Below are 15,365 nucleotides of genomic sequence, written 5' to 3' on the forward strand. Positions count from 1 at the left end.
ATCGGCGTCGGCCCCGGCCTCGTCCCCTCCGTCGAGGCCGGGTGCCGAGGGCCGCAGCGGGCCCAGGTGGCTGCCCGGCGCGGCCCGCCCTTCGGGTGCCCCGTTTCCGCAAAGTTTGCGCACTCAGGTCGACGGAGGCCCGAATGCCGCCCGGACCTGCGGCTTCCGATAGCCTCGCAGCCGTGACGGAACAGCATGCGCACCAGTTCGAGCGGGGCACGGACGGCCCCAAGGTCATCGTCGTCGGCGTGGACGGCTCCGACTCCTCGCTCCGCGCCGCGGCATACGCCGGAGGTCTGGCCCGGCGGCAGCACGCCCTGCTCGCCGTGGTGTACGTCCAGCCGGTGATCGCCTCGGGCGCCGCGCTCGGCGCTCCGGTCGCCGAGACCACCGACGAGATCGCCGAGGACCTGGTCGCCCAGATCCGGCTCGCGACCGAGCAGAACAAGGGGATATTCGATGTGCGCTGGGAGTTCCACACCTTCCGCGGCGACCCCTACAGCGGGCTGACGAAGGCGGCGGATCAGCTCAAGGCCGACGCGGTGGTCGTCGGCGCCTCGGAGCAGGCCGGCCACCGGATCGTCGGATCCGTCGCGGTGCGCCTGGTCAAGGCGGGGCGGTGGCCGGTGACCGTGGTGCCGTAGCGGTCCGCACCAGCACCGCATGCCTGCGCTGCGTCAGAGCGAGCGCAGGAAGTCCAGCACGATCGCGTTGAACTCCTCGGGCTTCTCCAGGTTCGGGAAGTGCGAGGTGCCCTCCACCAGTACCGAGCGGCCGTTCTGCGCGGTGTCGGCGTAGCGTTCGGCGTCGGCGAGCAGGTCCGGGGAGTCGAGCGTGCCGTTGACGGTGAGCACCGGTACGTCGATCTTCGGGACCCGGGCCCAGGTGTCGGTCATGGGCACGTGCCAGTTGTGTTCGCCCGGTGTGTGCTTGGCGATGGTGTGCAGGGCCATCTCGCGCAGGTGGTCCAGGATCCGCGGGTCGGTGTCGCCGGCCTCGCGGAAGGGGCCCGCTACGGACCGGAGGAACACCTTGAGCCAGCCCTCGATGTCGCCCGAGTACAGCAGCCGGTGGGACTCGGCCACGTTCTGCCGGGTCGACTCGTCGGTGTACTCGAAGTCGCTGACGGAGGCCCCGCTCAGCACGAGCCCCCGGACCAGTTCCGGATACTCGATCGCCGTGTCACCGGCGATGAATCCCCCCATGCAGACTCCGACCAGGACCGCGGGCCCGGCGTCGAGGTGGCGCAGCAGCTCGGCGAGGTCGTCGGCCCAGCGGAAGGGCTTGGTGGCATTGGCGGTCCAGCCGTGGCCGCGGACATCCACGGCGATGACGCGGTGGTCGGCGGCGAGGACAGGTATCTGGGCCTGGAAGAGGCGGTGGTCGACATAGCCGGCGTGCAGGAGGACGACGGGGGCGCCGGTGCCGGTGTCGCGATAGGCGATGTCCCCGTCGGTGGACGCGTAGTAGCTCAGTTCCGAAGCGACTGTCATGACAACCAAGGTGTCATCTTCGCGCGACTTTGACAACCTGGTTGTCATGATGAATCGCGGTGCATGATGAGCGGGTGAACGACATCGACGAGCCACTGCCACCCGACGATCTCGGCCACCGGGTCAGCGAGGTGTTCGACCTGGTCGGCGCGCTCTACCGGCGCGGCCTGCGCAAACTGGAGCAGGACGAGGCGGACCGGGGGATGTCCGTCGGCGTGCGTTCCGTCCTCGTCCTGCTGCACAGGTACGGGTCCATGACGGTTCCTCAGATGGCCCGGATCATGGCGCTGACCCGGCAGTTCGTGCAGCGCATGACCAATGAGGCGATCGACCGGGGCTGGACGGAGGCCGTGCCCAACCCCGCCCACCAGCGGTCCTCGCTGATCCGCATCACGGACGAGGGCGTGGCCGTCATCACCGCGGTCCTCGCGCGCGAGCACGCCCTGAACCGGCAGGTCGGCGGCGGCGAGCTGACCGAGGCCGAACTGCGGGCGTGCGCACGCGTGCTGAAGGAGATGCTGCGGACCTTCGACCACGTGGACGTGGACTGACCTACTGCCCCATCGTCAACCCGTCCTTCGCGGCGCCCCGGCTCAGCACCACCTCCCGGATCCGGTCGCGGACGCCCTGGACGTCGGCACCCTGCGCGATCGCCTGGTTGAGGTTCACCACCCGGCCGGCGTCCACGTCGAACATCTGCGGCACGAACACCGCCTTCGCGACCCGCCAGCGCCCGCCCGGCCGGGCGGGCGGGGCGAAGGTGAAGCGGCCGAGGGTGGACTGGTTGCCGCGCGGGTCCTGGGCGCCCTCGTTGTTGAACATCTCCCCGGCGACCTGGTCGCCCATTCCGTAGATCACCCAGGTGCCGTTGACCTTCTCGTACGCCTGCGGGACATGGGCGTGGGTGCCGAGGATCAGGTCGACGTCGGGACGCCCGCCCGTGCGGGCGGCGGTCAGGTCGCGAGCCAGGGCCAGCTGCTGCTCGTCGGGCGCGTCCTGCCATTCGGTGCCCCAGTGCAGCGACACGACGACCACGTCGGCGCCCGCCTTCCGGGCGGCCCGCGCGTCCGCCAGGATCCTGTTCTCGTCCATCAGGTTCACCGCCCAGGGCTGTCCCTGGGGCAGCGGGAGGCCGTTGGTGTCATAGGTGTAGGCGAGGTGGGCGACCCTCGCCGAACCCGCGCGCAGGACGGTGACCGTGCGCGCCTCGGCCTCGGTACGGGCGGATCCGGTGTGCCGTACGCCCGCCCGGTCCAGGGCGTCGAGAGTACGGCGGATTCCGTCGGCGCCGTCGTCGAGGCTGTGGTTGGAGGCGGTGGAGCAGCCGTCGTAACCGGTGGCGGCCAGGCCCTGGGCCACCTCGGGCGGCGACTTGAACACCGGGTAGCCGGTGTAGTCGCCGTTCGCGCCGTAGACGGTCTCCATGTGGCACAGCGCCAGATCGGCGCGGGAGACGACGGGTCGGATTCCGGCCAGCATCGGGCGGAAGTCGTAGCCGTTGCCGCCCGCGTCGAAGCGGGCCCGGTCGATGATCGAGCTGTGCGGCAGGACGTCACCGGAGGCGACGAGCGTGAAGCCGCGCGGTGCGGCGGCGGCCGGGGCCGGATGCCCGGATGTGTCGTGGTCGTGCGCCTGGCAGGCCGCTCCTCCGGCCAGAAGGGCCGTGAGGGCCAGGGCAACCTGCCGTCTGCGTGCAATCATCAGCTCACCCCACTGAGGTCATATTTACTGACGAATGGGTATGAACTTGTCGGTGTCGGCAAACGGCCTGACCGCCTTGTTGACCCGTCCGGGGAGGAAGGGACGCGGAAGGGACCGTTCACCGAACCGTTCGTCGACGCGATCGACCGTCCGCCGCAGATCCTTGTGCGTGCCCTGTCCCCCGGCCCCGCGCTGAGGTGCCATACGGCCATGACGGCCGGAACCACCCTCACGAACGGGACGACCGCCGAGCACGAGCTCGCCGCACTGCAGCGGGAGCACGGCCGGCCCCTCTTCGCGCTCCTGCTCCGGCTCAGTGACGGCGACCGGCAGCGCGCCGAGGACCTGGTGCAGGAGACTCTCGTGCGCGCCTGGCAGCACCCCGAGGCGCTGCGCGCCGACGACTTCGAGTCCGTACGGCCCTGGCTGCTGACCGTGGGACGGCGGCTCGCGATCGACGCGCGGCGGGCCCGGCAGGCGCGTCCGGCCGAGGTCGGGGACGCGGTGCTGGAGAACGCCCGGGTGTGCGCGGACCACGCCGAACGGGCGGCCGCCGCCCTCGACGTACGCGAGGCTGTGAAGACACTCACTCCAGAGCACCGTGAAGTCCTGGTGCTGGTGTATTTCCAGGGGGCGAGTGTGGCGGAGGCCGCCGAGATCCTGGGGATTCCGCCCGGTACCGTGAAGTCCCGCGCGTACTACGCGCTGCGCGCCCTGCGCCGGGTGCTTCCGGGATACGCGGCCGACCTGCGGTGAAACCAATGGGAAAGTCAAACCTCCGTAAAGCGCCTTGCTGAAGACCCCTGTTGAGTAATCGGCTGTCCTCATCCGTGTTCCGGACTGGGAGCCCGGGGTCGGGCGACGCGCACGCACCGGAGGAAGGCAGGAAGGGATGCTGCACAGAGGTCAAGAGAGCACGGACGGCACCGGCGGAGGCGAACTCATCGTCCCCATGGCCTGGTTGTACGCCGAGTACATCGCCGACGAGCTCCTGCGTTCCGGCGATCTGATGCCGCCGACGTCCTTCGAGTTCCGTGCCGGACGGGACGCGCTGGCGCTGACCGTCTTCCTCGCCGACACCGAGGGAGAGCTCTCCGGCATCCAGGTCGTCTCGCAGCTGGAGAACTGGCTGTCACTGACGGCGTACGACCAGCCGTGGCAGGACTGGGTGTGCGAGCGGATGGCCGCGCTGACCGCCGAGGCGGTCGCCACCGGCGAGCCCGCCGCGGACCTCGAACTCGCGGCCGCGGCCTGGCGCTGGCTGGAGGAGACGGAGCTGCTCGCACCCGATCTGAACGCCGTGCCGGGCGGCGCGGCGGGCGTCGGCGAGGACGAGGGGCCGAAGGTGTGGACACCGGCGTGGCAGCTCGGGCTGCCCCTCGGGCATCTGGCCATCCACCTGTTCTAGCCCTTCTGGATTACTTTCGATTCGGACCAATCCGCGGGGCCGACCGCTCCGAATCCCTTGGTCACGATTCTGTGCACGCCTTGAGTGATTCGGCGGGCTGGTGCGTACGGGTGGGAGCAAGGAGTAACCCCACCCACACCCAACGGCACGAGGTTTCCGCATGAGGTCCTTGGAGAGGCATCGCGACGTCGGCGCGTACGCGCTCGGCGTGCTGGACGAGGCGGAGGCCTTCCGCTTCGAGGACCACCTCATGGAGTGCCCCAAGTGCGCGGCACACGTGACCGAGTTCGGTCCTGTGACCCGACAGATGATGCTGTACCGCCGGGCGACACCGCGGGCCGTGCACCCGATGGCCCAGCCCGGCCCCCAGCTCCTGGGCCGCCTCCTCGGCGAGGTCGCGACCCGCCACCGGGCACGGCGCAGGCGGCTGTTGTACGCGGTGGCCGCGTCGGTGGTCCTGACCGTGGGCGGTTCCACCCTCGCGATGACGACGGGCGGCGACGCGGCGGGGACCACCAGCATCGAGGCCACCGACGCCCGCTCCGGCGTGTGGGCCCAGGTCACCACCGAGGACGAGGACTGGGGCACCCAGGTGGAACTCAAGGTGAAGGACGAGTCGGGCCCCCGCGCGTGTCACCTGGTCGCGATCAGCCAGGACGGCAAGGAGGAGACCGTCACCGGCTGGAACGCCACCGGGCACGCCACCGCCGACAACACCATGATGGGCAGCTCCACCTTCCACGCCGACCAGATCGACCACTACGAGGTCAGGACGTCGGGCGGGGAGCATCTGGTGACGCTGGATCCCGGCTGACGACGTCCGGTCACTTGAGCAGTCGCGACAACCGCCGGTCCGCCAGGAGCTTGCCGCCCGTCTGGCAGGTGGGGCAGTACTGGAGCGAGGAGTCGCTGAAGGAGACCTCCCGGATGGTGTCGCCGCAGACCGGGCAGGGATCGCCGGTGCGGCCGTGCACCCGCAGGCCGGACTTCTTCTCCGACTTCAGACGGCCCGCCGCCACACCTCTCGACCGTTCCACCGCCTCGGTGAGGGTCGCGCGCAGGGCCCGGTAGAGGTTTTCCGTCTCCTCGGGAGTGAGGGAAGCCGCAAGTTTGAACGGGGACATCCTCGCCGCGTGCAGGATCTCGTCGCTGTAGGCGTTGCCCACACCGGCGATGAGGCTCTGGTCGCGCAGGGCGCCCTTCAGCTGTCGGCGTTCGCCCTTCAGGAGGGCGGCCAGCCTCGCCCCGTCGAAATCCTCGGCGAGGGGGTCCGGGCCCAGTCGGGCGATGCCGGGAACCTCCTGCGGGTCGGCCACCACGTACACCGCGAGGCGCTTCTGCGTCCCCGCCTCCGTCAGGTCGAAGCCCGCGCCGGTCTCCAACGCCACCCGGAGGGCGAGCGGCCCCTTGCCGGGGCGGGGCGGGCCGTCGGGCAGGCGGTCCTTCCAGTGCAGCCAGCCCGCGCGGGCCAGATGGGTGACCAGGTGCGGGCCGCCCTCCGTCTCCAGGTCGAGGAACTTGCCGTGGCGGTGCACGGCGACCACCTCGCGGCCCTCGACGGCGGTGAGCGGAGGGTCGTACGTCTTCAGGACGCTGATGGCCACCGGCAGCACGCGCACCATCTCGTGGCCGACCAGGTTCTCGGTCAGGAAGTCCTTGAGCGCTTCCACCTCGGGGAGTTCCGGCATACGTCAAGAGTGCCACCGGGGGCCGCTGTGGTCAGCTCAGGTCCGCTCCCCCACGACGAACTCGCACCACACGCACTTCCCGCCGCCGCGCGCCTCCACGCCCCACACGTCGCTCAGCAGGTCGACCAGGAGCAGGCCCCGGCCCGAGACCCCCGACTCGCCCGCCTCCCGGCGGCGCGGCAGGGCGCTGGAGGTGTCCTCGACCTCGACGCGCATCCGCCGTTCGGAACGGGTCATGACCCGCAGGGTGACGATCGCGGAGCCCTCGGTGTGCATCAGGGCGTTGGTGATCAGCTCGTCGGCGACCAGTTCGATCTCGTCGGAGCGCTCCCGTGCGCCCCAGGTGCCGACCGCGGCCCGGATCATGTGCCGGGCCTCGGTGAGGGCTTGGGGGTCCCCCGCCGCCACGTGTTGCTGGAGGCGGCCGCCGGACTGCGGGGCGTCCAGGCCGCGGCGGCGCAGCAGGAGCAGTGCCACGTCGTCGTCGCCGCCGCGTTCCTCGGCCACGTCGATGAGCCGGTCGGCGAGCTCCCACACGTCGACGGGGCCCACGGCGATGAGCTTGGAGAGGGTCTTCATGCCGTCGTCGAGGTCGGCGCCGGGCTCTTCGACCAGCCCGTCGGTGCACAGCAGCAGGGTGCCCCCTGGGTCGAGTTCGAGGGTGGAGACGGGATAGTCGAGCTGCCCGAACTCGGCGGACAGCCCGAGCGGCAGTCCTCCGTCGACGGTCGCCCGGCGGCAGCTGCCGTCGGCGTGCCGGAGCAGCGGGTCGATGTGGCCCGCGCGCACCACCTGGACGACTCCGGTGGACAGGTCCGCCTCGGCGTACAGGCAGGTCGCGAAGCGGTCCGTGTCGAGCTCGTGGAGGAAGACGGAGGCCCGGGCCATCACCGTGGCCGGGGTGTGCCCCTCGGCGGCATAGGCCCTGAGCACGATCCGCAGCTGGCCCATGACGGCGGCGGCGTGGGTGTCGTGGCCCTGGACGTCGCCGATGACGGCACCGACACGGCCGCCCGGCAGCGGGATCAGGTCGTACCAGTCGCCGCCGATGTCCCGGGGCAGCGAACCCTCGGCGCCGGCGGCCCGGTAGCGCACGGCGACGTCGGCGCCGGGGACGCTCGGGATGGTGCGCGGCAGCATGGCCTGCTGGAGACCGGTGGCGAGGTCCTTCTCCTGCTCGTAGAGCATGGCCCGCTGAAGGCTCTGGGCGATGCTGCTGCCGAGGGCGATGAGGACGTTGCGGTCCTCGGTGGTGAAGCCGTACCGGTCGCTGTAGAGCAGGCCCATGGCGCCGATCGGGCGGGCCTCGGCGATCAGCGGGAGGTAGGCGGCGGAGGTGATGTTGAGGCCGGTGATGTGCGGCCACAGGATCGGGTAGCGGTCCGCGAACTCCTCCGGCGACTCGATGAACCGCGGGCTGAGCGTGCGGACGGCCTCGCTCATCGGGTACGGCTCGTCGATCCGGGTGATGTCGGTGCCGGGCACGAAGCTGCCCGCGGGGCCCTCGGCGATCAGCCGGATGCGGCCCGCCTCGACCAGGCCCATGACGAGGCTGGTGGCGCCGAGGTGGGTGAGGCCGTGGGTGTCCTTGAGGACGTCGATGACGTCCTGGACGGTCCGGGCGTGGGCGAGGGCGGCCGTGGTGAGCTGGACGACGTTGGTCTGCCGGCGCCGGGCCTCGTCCTGGGCGGCCTGCTCCCGGCGGGCTTCCAGTTCGCCCATCTCCTGGGTGGCGTCACGGACGATCCCGATGATCCGGCGCGGGCGTCCGGTCTCGTCGCGCCGGATGTAGCCCTGGGTGTGGGTCCAGCGCAGGGTGCCGTCACGGCAGCGCAGGCGGAAGTAGGTGCCGTAGTTCTCGCTGCCGTCCTTGATGGCCTGGGCGACCAGGGCGTCCAGGCGGTGCGCCTCGGCCCTCGGGACCCGGACGGCGAGGCTGATCGGGTTTCCGTCGTATTCGTCGGGGCGCAGGTCGAAGACCTCGTGGGCCTGGGCGTCCATGTGGAACAGACCGGTGTTCAGGTCCCAGTCGAAGCTGCCCATGCGGTTGAGCGCCAGGATCGGGTCCGGGTGGGCGGGCCAGTCGTCCGGGAGTGACAGGGCGCTCGCTCCCCGATCAACCATGGGGCCCACCTTGCCAGTATTTGCCCGATTCTTCGAGTGGGAGACGGTGCCCTCCGCGACCGTCAGGCACCGAAGACGTGGGTGGGGCTGCCGAAGACGGCGTCCGCGCCGGCCGGCTCCGCCGGTGCGTCGGGGATCAGCCCGCCGCCGTCCGGGAGGTCGGGGGTGTCCGGGACGGTCTCGGGGCCGATCCCGGTCTCGGGGTCCGCGGGGGCGGTCGTACGGGTGCCGCCCGGCGGGACCACGGGGGTCCCGGGCCGCGTCGGGTGCCGCATCGCGGGCGGCGGGGTGGTGGGGACGGTGGGCTTGACGGTGGCGGTCGGGGTCGGCGTCGGCGTCGGCGTCCCACAGTCCCGCGCGGCACTCTCCGGAGTGAGGGGCGTGCCGTCGCCCAGGGTCGACGGTTGCGGCCTCGGCCGGGGTACGACGTGGTCGTGACGGCAGTCGTGGTCGATCCGGCGTTCGATCCAGGAGTGGTCGACGAGGTCGATGATCCTGATGTCGGTGATTACCTGCGCGCTGGGGGCCACCACGACCGTCCGGGCGAGTCGGTATCCGGGCCACGGCTGCCCGCCCACGACCACGCCGCCCCGTATCTCCACCGGCGGCGTCAGGGGGTTGCCGCAGGCGCAGCGGACGCGCGGGACGCCCCGGTCGTCGACGAGGACGGCGGTACCCGCCTGGAGGACGGACTGGCGGCCGCTCGCCCGGCCGTCGCGGTAGCCGTGGTCGGTGACCCGGGTGTCGGCGCGCAGGACGACCGGGGCGAGGCCGCGCAGGTAGTCCGGGACCGAGGCCGGTGGGATGCCCGCGACCTGCGCGAACGCGTTCGTCCTGGACCGGTCGGAGGTCAGGTCGTCGATCTGCCGTGCCACGTCGCAGCCGGCGACGCGCACGGTGCCGCCGTAGAGGCCGGGCGTCCCGCCGGAGACGGTCCGGGGGGCGTCCGGGTCCCGTGGCGGAGTTCGGGTGAGGGGCGGGGGCGTTATCGCCGCCGAGCGGGTGAAGGGGTCCGGCCCCTGGGCCGCCGCCGGCTGCAGGAAGAGTTCACCCCTCGCCGCGGCGGTGTTGTCGCCGCCACCGTCGACCCCGCATCCGGCGACGAGGAGTGCCGCCGCGAGCGCGCAGGCCGTGACGAGGGTTCTGGTCGGTGTCCGCACCGTGTTCTCCCGTTCGTCCGGGCAGTTCGCCCCTATTGTCTGCTTCACTCGCTTGGGTTACGCAAGCGGAGGAGAGGTACACGGAGCGTCACGCGGGGGTTCGGCGGGACAATGGAGGCAGGAGAGCACGGCCGTGGAATGGTTCACCGCACCCGACTACTGGCTGAGCCGACTGGTCTTCCAGCGGGCTCTGGCCGGACTGTACTTCGTCGCGTTCCTGGCGGCGGCCCTGCAGTTCCGGGCCCTGCTCGGGGAGCGCGGCATGCTGCCGATCCCCCGGTTCGTCGCCCGGGTCCCCTTCCGGCGGGCACCGAGCCTCTTCCAACTCCACTACTCGGACCGCTTCTTCGCCCTGTGCGCGGGGACGGGCTGCGCGGTGGCGCTCGCGCTGGCGGCGGGCCTGGACTCGTGGCTGCCGCTGTGGGGCGGGATGCTGCTGTGGCTGGTGCCGTGGCTGCTGTATCTGTCGATCGTCAACGTGGGCCAGACCTGGTACGGCTTCGGCTGGGAGTCCCTGCTCCTTGAGGTCGGGTTCCTCGCGGTGTTCCTCGGCAATGACGAAGTGGCCCCGCCGGTCGTGGTGTTGTTCCTGCTGCGCTGGGTCCTGTTCCGGGTCGAGTTCGGCGCGGGGCTCATCAAGATGCGCGGCGACGCCTGCTGGCGCAAGCTCACCTGTCTGGACCACCACCACGAGACGCAGCCGATGCCGGGTCCGCTGAGCTGGTTCTTCCACCGTCTGCCGAAGCCTCTGCACCGGGTGGAGGTGGCCGCGAACCACGTCACCCAACTCGCCGTGCCGTTTCTGCTGTTCGCCCCGCAGCCGATCGCCACGGCCGCCGCGTCCCTGATGATCGTGACCCAGCTGTGGCTGGTGCTCTCCGGCAACTTCGCCTGGCTGAACTGGATCACGATCGTGCTGGCGGCGTCGGCGCTGAAACTCCCGGGGGACGCGCCCGATCTGCCCGCCACCCCGCTCTGGTACGAGGTGACGGTCCTCGCCGTCGCCGCGCTCCTCCTCGCCCTGAGCTACCACCCGGTCCGCAACATGATCTCCCGGAGCCAGATCATGAACCGTTCCTTCGACCCGCTCCATCTCGTCAACACCTACGGCGCGTTCGGCAGCGTCAGCCGGATCCGCTACGAGGTGGTGGTCGAGGGCACCGCGGACGACGTACCGCGCCAGGACTCGGAGTGGAAGGAGTACGAGTTCAAGGGCAAGCCGGGTGATCCACGGCGGTGGCCGCGCCAGTTCGCGCCCTACCATCTGCGCCTGGACTGGATGATGTGGTTCGCCGCGCTGTCCCCGGCGTACGCGGGGGCGTGGTTCGGCACGATGGTCGAACGGCTCCTGGAGAACGACCCCGCCACGCTGAGGCTGTTGCGCCGCTCCCCGTTCCCGGCGGACGAGCCGCCCCGCTATGTCCGGGCCCGTCTCTTCCGGTACCGGTACACGACGTGGCGGGAGCTGCGGGAGACGGGGGCGTGCTGGGAGCGGACGTATGTGCGGGAGTTCCTGCCGCCCACACGGTTGGCGCAGCCGGTTCGGCAGGCCTGACCCCGGCCGCAGCTCAGAGGCCGTAGGTCCGGGTGGCCGTACCGCCGAAGACGTCGGCGCGTTCGGACGCGCCGAGACCTGCGGTGAGTTGCTTCGACACGGACATCATCTCGCCGTAGGTGGCCCCCAGGGTGCACACCGGCCAGTCCGAGCCGAACATCAGACGGTCCGGGCCGAAGGCGTCCAGGACGGTGTCGGCGTACGGGCGAAGGTCGTCGGTGGTCCAGGTCGCGAGGTCCGCCTCGGTGACCATGCCGGAGAGTTTGCAGACGGTGTTGGGGAGGCCGGCGAGGGCGCGCACGTCGGTCGTCCAGGGTTCCAGCGTGCCGGAGGCGATGGGTGGCTTGCCCAAGTGGTCCAGGACGACGGTGAGTTGCGGCAGCGACTCGGCCGCCTTGACGCAGGCGGGCAGCTGGTGCGGGAGGACGACCAGGTCGTAGACCAGGCCTGCGTCGGCCACCGCGGCCAGGCCCCGGCGTACGTCCGGGCGCAGCAGCCACTCGGGGTCCGGCTCGCCCTGGACCTGGTGGCGGATGCCCTTGAGGTAGGTGCCGCCGGGGAGTTGCCGCAGCCGGGCCAGCTCGTCGGCCACGTCGGGGCGGGTCAGGTCGGTCCAGCCGACGACGCCCGCGATCAGCTCGTGCCCGGCCGCGAGGGCGAGGAACTCCGGGGTCTCCTCGGGGACGGTGACCGTCTGGACGAGGACCGTGCGGTCGACTCCCGCCGCGCGGGCCTCGGGTGCGAGGTCCCGCACGGTGAAGTTCCGTCGCAGCGGGCTGTCCTCGGCGATCCAGTCCTGGTCCCGCACCGACAGGTCCCACACGTGGTGGTGCGCGTCCACGACCGTCACGGCAGCTCCCACACGACGGGCAGGCCCGCGTCGGCGCCCTCGCCGGAGTAGTCGTGCACCACGTCGAGGAGTTCGGCCATGCGGGCCTGCCAGGTGACGTTCACCGGGAGCTTCTCCAGTTCGGCGAGCAGGCGGCCGTAGTCCTCGCACTCCAGGACGTGGAAGAGGTCGGTGCCGCTGCGCCAGATCGTCCAGGAGGTGGCCCCGGCGGCGCGGATCGCGTCGGTCAGTTCGACGGGGACCTCGCGGTGGGCCGCCTCGTACTCCTCGACACGGTCCGCGCGGACCCTGGTGTGCAGGGCGACTCTCATGACGGCTCCTCGGCGGTCAGGAGACCGGTGTCGCGCAGCTCCTGCCAGAAGGCAGGGGGCACGGGTGTGGCGAACTGGTCGGCGGCGTCCCGGACCTCGGCCGCCGAGCGGGCGCCCACCAGGACGCTCGCCACGGCCGGGTGGGCGGCGCAGAAGGCGAGGGCGGCGGCCCGCAGGCTGATGCCGTGCCGCTCGGCGACCTCCCGCATGCGCAGGGCTCGGTCCAGCAGGTCCCCCGGAGCCTGCGCGTAGTTGTACGTCGCCCCCGGCCTCGGGTCCGCCAGTAGTCCGGAGTTGAAGGCACCGCCGATCACCACCGAGACGCCCCGCTCGACGGCGGCGGGCAGCAGTTCGGTGCGCGCGCTCTGGTCGAGCAGGGTGTGGCGGCCGGCGCACAGCACCACGTCGACGTCGGTCTCGCGGACGAAGCGGGTGAGCATCTCGGCCTGGTTCATGCCGGCGCCGATCGCCCCGACGACACCCTCCGAACGGAGCTTCTCCAGAGCCGGATAGCCCTCGTGGAAGGCTTGCTCAGCATGGTCGTCGGGGTCGTGGAGGTAGACGACGTCCACGCGGTCGAGGCCGAGCCGTTCGAGGCTCGCCTCAAGGGTGCGTCGTACGCCGTCCGCGCTGAAGTCCCAGACGCGGCGCCGGATGGCGGGGACCGCGAAGCCGCTCGCGAGGTCGTCGCCACCGTCCGTGGACGGCTCCAGCCGGCGGCCGACCTTCGTGGAGACCGTGTACTCGGCGCGCGGAAAGGCGCTCAGGACCTCTCCCAGCCTGCGTTCCGACAGGCCCAGTCCGTAGTGGGGGGCGGTGTCGAAGTAGCGGATGCCGCGCTGCCAGGCGGCGGTGACCGCGTCGTGGGCCTGCTCGTCGGTCACCTCGGTGAACAGGTTGCCGATGACGGCGGCCCCGAAGCCGAGCCCGCTGACCGGGACGCCGCTGCTGCCGAGGGTGTGGGTGTTCACTGCCCCACCGGCCTCAGGCGCAGGCCCTGCATGCCGCCGTCGACGGCGAGGGAGGTGCCGGTGGTGGCGCCGGAGAGGGGGCTCGCCAGGTAGGCGATGGCGCCCGCGACCTCGTCGGCCGAGACGAGGCGGCCGGTGGGCTGGCGGGCCTCCAGGGCGGCACGTTCGGCGGCCGGGTCGGGGGCCTTGGCGAGGAGGCGACCGATCCACGGGGTGTCCGCGGTGCCGGGGTTGACGCAGTTCACGCGGATGCCCTCGCGGACGTGGTCGGCGGCCATGGCGAGGGTCAGGGAGTACACCGCCCCCTTGCTCGCGCAGTACAGCGCCCGCTGCGGAAGCCCGGCGGTGGCCCCGATCGACGAGGTGTTCACGATCGCCGCGTGCGCGGACTCGCGCAGGTGGGGCAGGGCGGCGCGGGCCACCCGGACCATGCCGACGACGTTGACGTCGAGGACGCGGTGCCATTCCTCGTCGTCGTTGTCCGCGACCGTGCCCTGGGCGCCGATGCCCGCGTTGTTGACCACGATGTCGAGTCCGCCCAGGTCGGCCGCGGCCGCGGCGACGGCCGCGCGCACGGAGGTGTCGTCGGTGACGTCTGCGCGGTATGCCAGCAGCGGCTTCTCGACGGACGAGGGGTCCAGGTCGAGGACGGCGACCCGGGCGCCGCGCGCGAGAAGGAGTTCGGCGGTGGCCCGGCCGATGCCGGAGGCGCCACCGGTCACCAGGGCCCGCAGCCCCTCGAAGTCGCTCATGCCGCCTGCCCCTTCTTCTGTGTGTCGTCGGCGAGGTCTTCTGCCCAGAAGGCTCCGTCGGGGAACGTGTACCGCGCGATGGACTCCGGCCGCATGGCCGCCGAGAAGCCGGGTGCGGTGGGAGCCGTGTAGTGGCCCTCGCGGATCACCACGGGGTCGAGGAAGTGGTCGTGCAGATGGTCGACGTACTCGATGACCCGGTCCTCGGTGGTGCCGGTGACGGCCACGTAGTCGAACATCGACAGGTGCTGGACGAGTTCGCACAGGCCGACGCCGCCCGCGTGCGGGCAGACCGGCACACCGAACTTGGCGGCGAGCAGCAGGATGGCGAGGTTCTCGTTGACACCGCCGACGCGGGCCGCGTCGATCTGCACGACGTCGAGAGCGCCTGCCTGGAGGAGTTGCTTGAAGACGACCCGGTTCTGGACGTGCTCGCCGGTGGCGACCTTGACCGGGGCGACGGCCTCACGGATGGCCGCGTGGCCGAGGATGTCGTCCGGACTGGTGGGCTCCTCGATCCAGTACGGGTCGAACTCGGCGAGCGCCCTGGTCCAGCGGATCGCCTCCGCCACGTCCCAGCGCTGGTTGGCGTCGATCGCCATACGGATGTCGGGGCCGACGACCCGGCGGGCGACCCGGCACCGCCGAATGTCGTCCTGGAGATCCGCACCGACCTTGAGCTTGATCTGCCGGAAACCGTCGGCGACGGCCTCGGCGGCGAGCCGGGTGAGCTTCTCGTCGTCGTAGCCGAGCCAGCCGGCGGAGGTGGTGTAGGCGGGGTAGCCACGCTCCAGGAGCGTTTCGACACGCTCCCGCGAGCCCGCACGCCCCCGCCGCAGGATCTCCAGTGCCTCCTCGGGAGTGAGTGCGTCCGTGAGGTAGCGGAAGTCGATCTGCGCGACCAGCCACTCGGGGTCGCCCTCGGCCAGCAGCCGCCACAGCGGCTTGTCCGCGCGTTTGGCGGCCAGGTCCCACACGGCGTTGACGACCGCGCCGATCGCCATGTGCATCACGCCCTTCTCGGGGCCGAGCCAGCGCAGCTGGCTGTCGCCGATCAGGTCGCGGTTCAGCGTTCCCGGATCCGCGCACAGCTCGTCGACGGACCGTCCCACCACATGCCCGCGCAGCGCCTCGATGGCGGCGACCTGGACCTCGTTGCCCCGCCCGATGGTGAAGGTGAATCCGTGTCCCTCGTGCCCGTCGGCCGCGTCCGTGCGCAGCACGACATAGGCCGCCGAGTAATCGGGGTCCGGGTTCATCGCGTCGGAGCCGTCGAGCTCGCGCGAGGTGGGGAAGCGGATGTCGTAGGTGTCTACCGCGGTGACACGGGCGGGGGTCGAGGACACGGAAGG

The 15,365-nt window shown here is 71.5% G+C and carries 16 protein-coding genes; 6 read left to right on the forward strand and 10 right to left on the reverse strand.

Annotation, left to right across the window (positions count from 1 at the left end; all coding sequences use genetic code 11):
* Positions 1–182 precede the first annotated feature (182 nt).
* A complete protein-coding gene (locus ABZT93_RS08360) occupies positions 183–644 on the forward strand; it encodes a universal stress protein (RefSeq protein ID WP_356100795.1) in 462 nt (153 codons plus the stop codon).
* A gap of 33 nt (positions 645–677) precedes the next feature.
* Here ABZT93_RS08360 and ABZT93_RS08365 read toward each other — a convergent pair whose 3' ends face one another.
* Positions 678–1,493 carry an alpha/beta hydrolase gene (locus ABZT93_RS08365; RefSeq protein ID WP_356100797.1) on the reverse strand — a complete coding sequence of 272 codons (816 nt, stop codon included), beginning with the start codon at positions 1,491–1,493 and terminating at the stop codon, positions 678–680.
* A 74-nt stretch (positions 1,494–1,567) separates the two neighbouring features.
* Between ABZT93_RS08365 and ABZT93_RS08370 the strand changes: the two genes are divergently transcribed.
* Positions 1,568–2,044 carry a MarR family transcriptional regulator gene (locus ABZT93_RS08370; RefSeq protein WP_356100800.1) on the forward strand — a complete coding sequence of 159 codons (477 nt, stop codon included), beginning with the start codon at positions 1,568–1,570 and terminating at the stop codon, positions 2,042–2,044.
* A gap of 1 nt (position 2,045) precedes the next feature.
* Here the strand turns inward: ABZT93_RS08370 and ABZT93_RS08375 are convergent, their stop codons facing one another.
* Positions 2,046–3,194, reverse strand: coding sequence for a CapA family protein (locus ABZT93_RS08375; RefSeq protein WP_356100803.1), 1,149 nt, complete (start codon positions 3,192–3,194; stop codon positions 2,046–2,048).
* A 210-nt stretch (positions 3,195–3,404) separates the two neighbouring features.
* Here ABZT93_RS08375 and ABZT93_RS08380 point away from each other — a divergent pair, with 210 nt between their 5' ends.
* From ABZT93_RS08380 to ABZT93_RS08390, 3 genes are all read left to right on the forward strand, one after another.
* The gene (locus ABZT93_RS08380; protein ID WP_028807581.1) at positions 3,405–3,950 is read left to right on the forward strand and encodes a sigma-70 family RNA polymerase sigma factor; all 546 of its coding nucleotides are present in this window, start codon (positions 3,405–3,407) and stop codon (positions 3,948–3,950) included.
* Between the two features lie 136 nt (positions 3,951–4,086).
* Positions 4,087–4,602 (forward strand): hypothetical protein, encoded by a 516-nt coding sequence (locus ABZT93_RS08385; protein ID WP_356100806.1) that lies wholly within the window; start codon positions 4,087–4,089, stop codon positions 4,600–4,602.
* A 160-nt stretch (positions 4,603–4,762) separates the two neighbouring features.
* Entirely contained in the window at positions 4,763–5,416 is a 654-nt protein-coding gene (locus ABZT93_RS08390; protein WP_356100807.1) for a zf-HC2 domain-containing protein, read from the forward strand.
* Positions 5,417–5,426: 10 nt separating this feature from the next.
* On the opposite strand, the gene ABZT93_RS08395 is transcribed toward ABZT93_RS08390, so the two are convergent.
* The 3 genes from ABZT93_RS08395 to ABZT93_RS08405 form a co-directional block, all read right to left on the reverse strand.
* The gene (locus ABZT93_RS08395) at positions 5,427–6,290 is read right to left on the reverse strand and encodes a DNA-formamidopyrimidine glycosylase family protein (RefSeq protein WP_356100810.1); all 864 of its coding nucleotides are present in this window, start codon (positions 6,288–6,290) and stop codon (positions 5,427–5,429) included.
* A 36-nt stretch (positions 6,291–6,326) separates the two neighbouring features.
* Positions 6,327–8,414, reverse strand: coding sequence for a SpoIIE family protein phosphatase (locus ABZT93_RS08400; protein WP_356100813.1), 2,088 nt, complete (start codon positions 8,412–8,414; stop codon positions 6,327–6,329).
* Between the two features lie 62 nt (positions 8,415–8,476).
* On the reverse strand, positions 8,477–9,622 hold the full coding sequence (locus tag ABZT93_RS08405; protein WP_356100815.1) for a DUF6777 domain-containing protein: 1,146 nt from the start codon (positions 9,620–9,622) through the stop codon (positions 8,477–8,479).
* Between the two features lie 85 nt (positions 9,623–9,707).
* On the opposite strand from ABZT93_RS08405, the gene ABZT93_RS08410 reads away from it, so the two are divergent.
* Positions 9,708–11,129: a lipase maturation factor family protein gene (locus ABZT93_RS08410; RefSeq protein WP_356100818.1), complete on the forward strand. Its 1,422-nt coding sequence runs from the start codon at positions 9,708–9,710 to the stop codon at positions 11,127–11,129.
* A 13-nt stretch (positions 11,130–11,142) separates the two neighbouring features.
* Here the strand turns inward: ABZT93_RS08410 and ABZT93_RS08415 are convergent, their stop codons facing one another.
* Genes ABZT93_RS08415 through ABZT93_RS08435 form a run of 5 tightly spaced genes read right to left on the reverse strand, consistent with a single transcriptional unit; the run spans position 11,143 to position 15,359 of the window.
* The gene (locus ABZT93_RS08415; protein ID WP_356100821.1) at positions 11,143–11,979 is read right to left on the reverse strand and encodes an amidohydrolase family protein; all 837 of its coding nucleotides are present in this window, start codon (positions 11,977–11,979) and stop codon (positions 11,143–11,145) included.
* Entirely contained in the window at positions 11,976–12,290 is a 315-nt protein-coding gene (locus ABZT93_RS08420; protein WP_356100824.1) for an L-rhamnose mutarotase, read from the reverse strand. The genes ABZT93_RS08415 and ABZT93_RS08420 overlap by 4 nt, the downstream gene beginning before the upstream one ends.
* Positions 12,287–13,261: an aldo/keto reductase gene (locus tag ABZT93_RS08425; RefSeq protein ID WP_356100827.1), complete on the reverse strand. Its 975-nt coding sequence runs from the start codon at positions 13,259–13,261 to the stop codon at positions 12,287–12,289. The genes ABZT93_RS08420 and ABZT93_RS08425 overlap by 4 nt, the downstream gene beginning before the upstream one ends.
* Positions 13,258–14,013, reverse strand: a complete 756-nt coding sequence (locus ABZT93_RS08430; protein WP_356100830.1) for an SDR family oxidoreductase — start codon at positions 14,011–14,013, stop codon at positions 13,258–13,260. Before ABZT93_RS08430 ends, ABZT93_RS08425 begins: the two co-directional genes overlap by 4 nt.
* A complete protein-coding gene (locus tag ABZT93_RS08435) occupies positions 14,010–15,359 on the reverse strand; it encodes an L-fuconate dehydratase (RefSeq protein ID WP_356100831.1) in 1,350 nt (449 codons plus the stop codon). The genes ABZT93_RS08430 and ABZT93_RS08435 overlap by 4 nt, the downstream gene beginning before the upstream one ends.
* Between the last annotated feature and the right edge of the window lie 6 nt (positions 15,360–15,365).

Source organism: Streptomyces sp. NPDC005303, from assembly GCF_040607335.1.
Classification (GTDB): Bacteria; Actinomycetota; Actinomycetes; order Streptomycetales; family Streptomycetaceae; genus Streptomyces.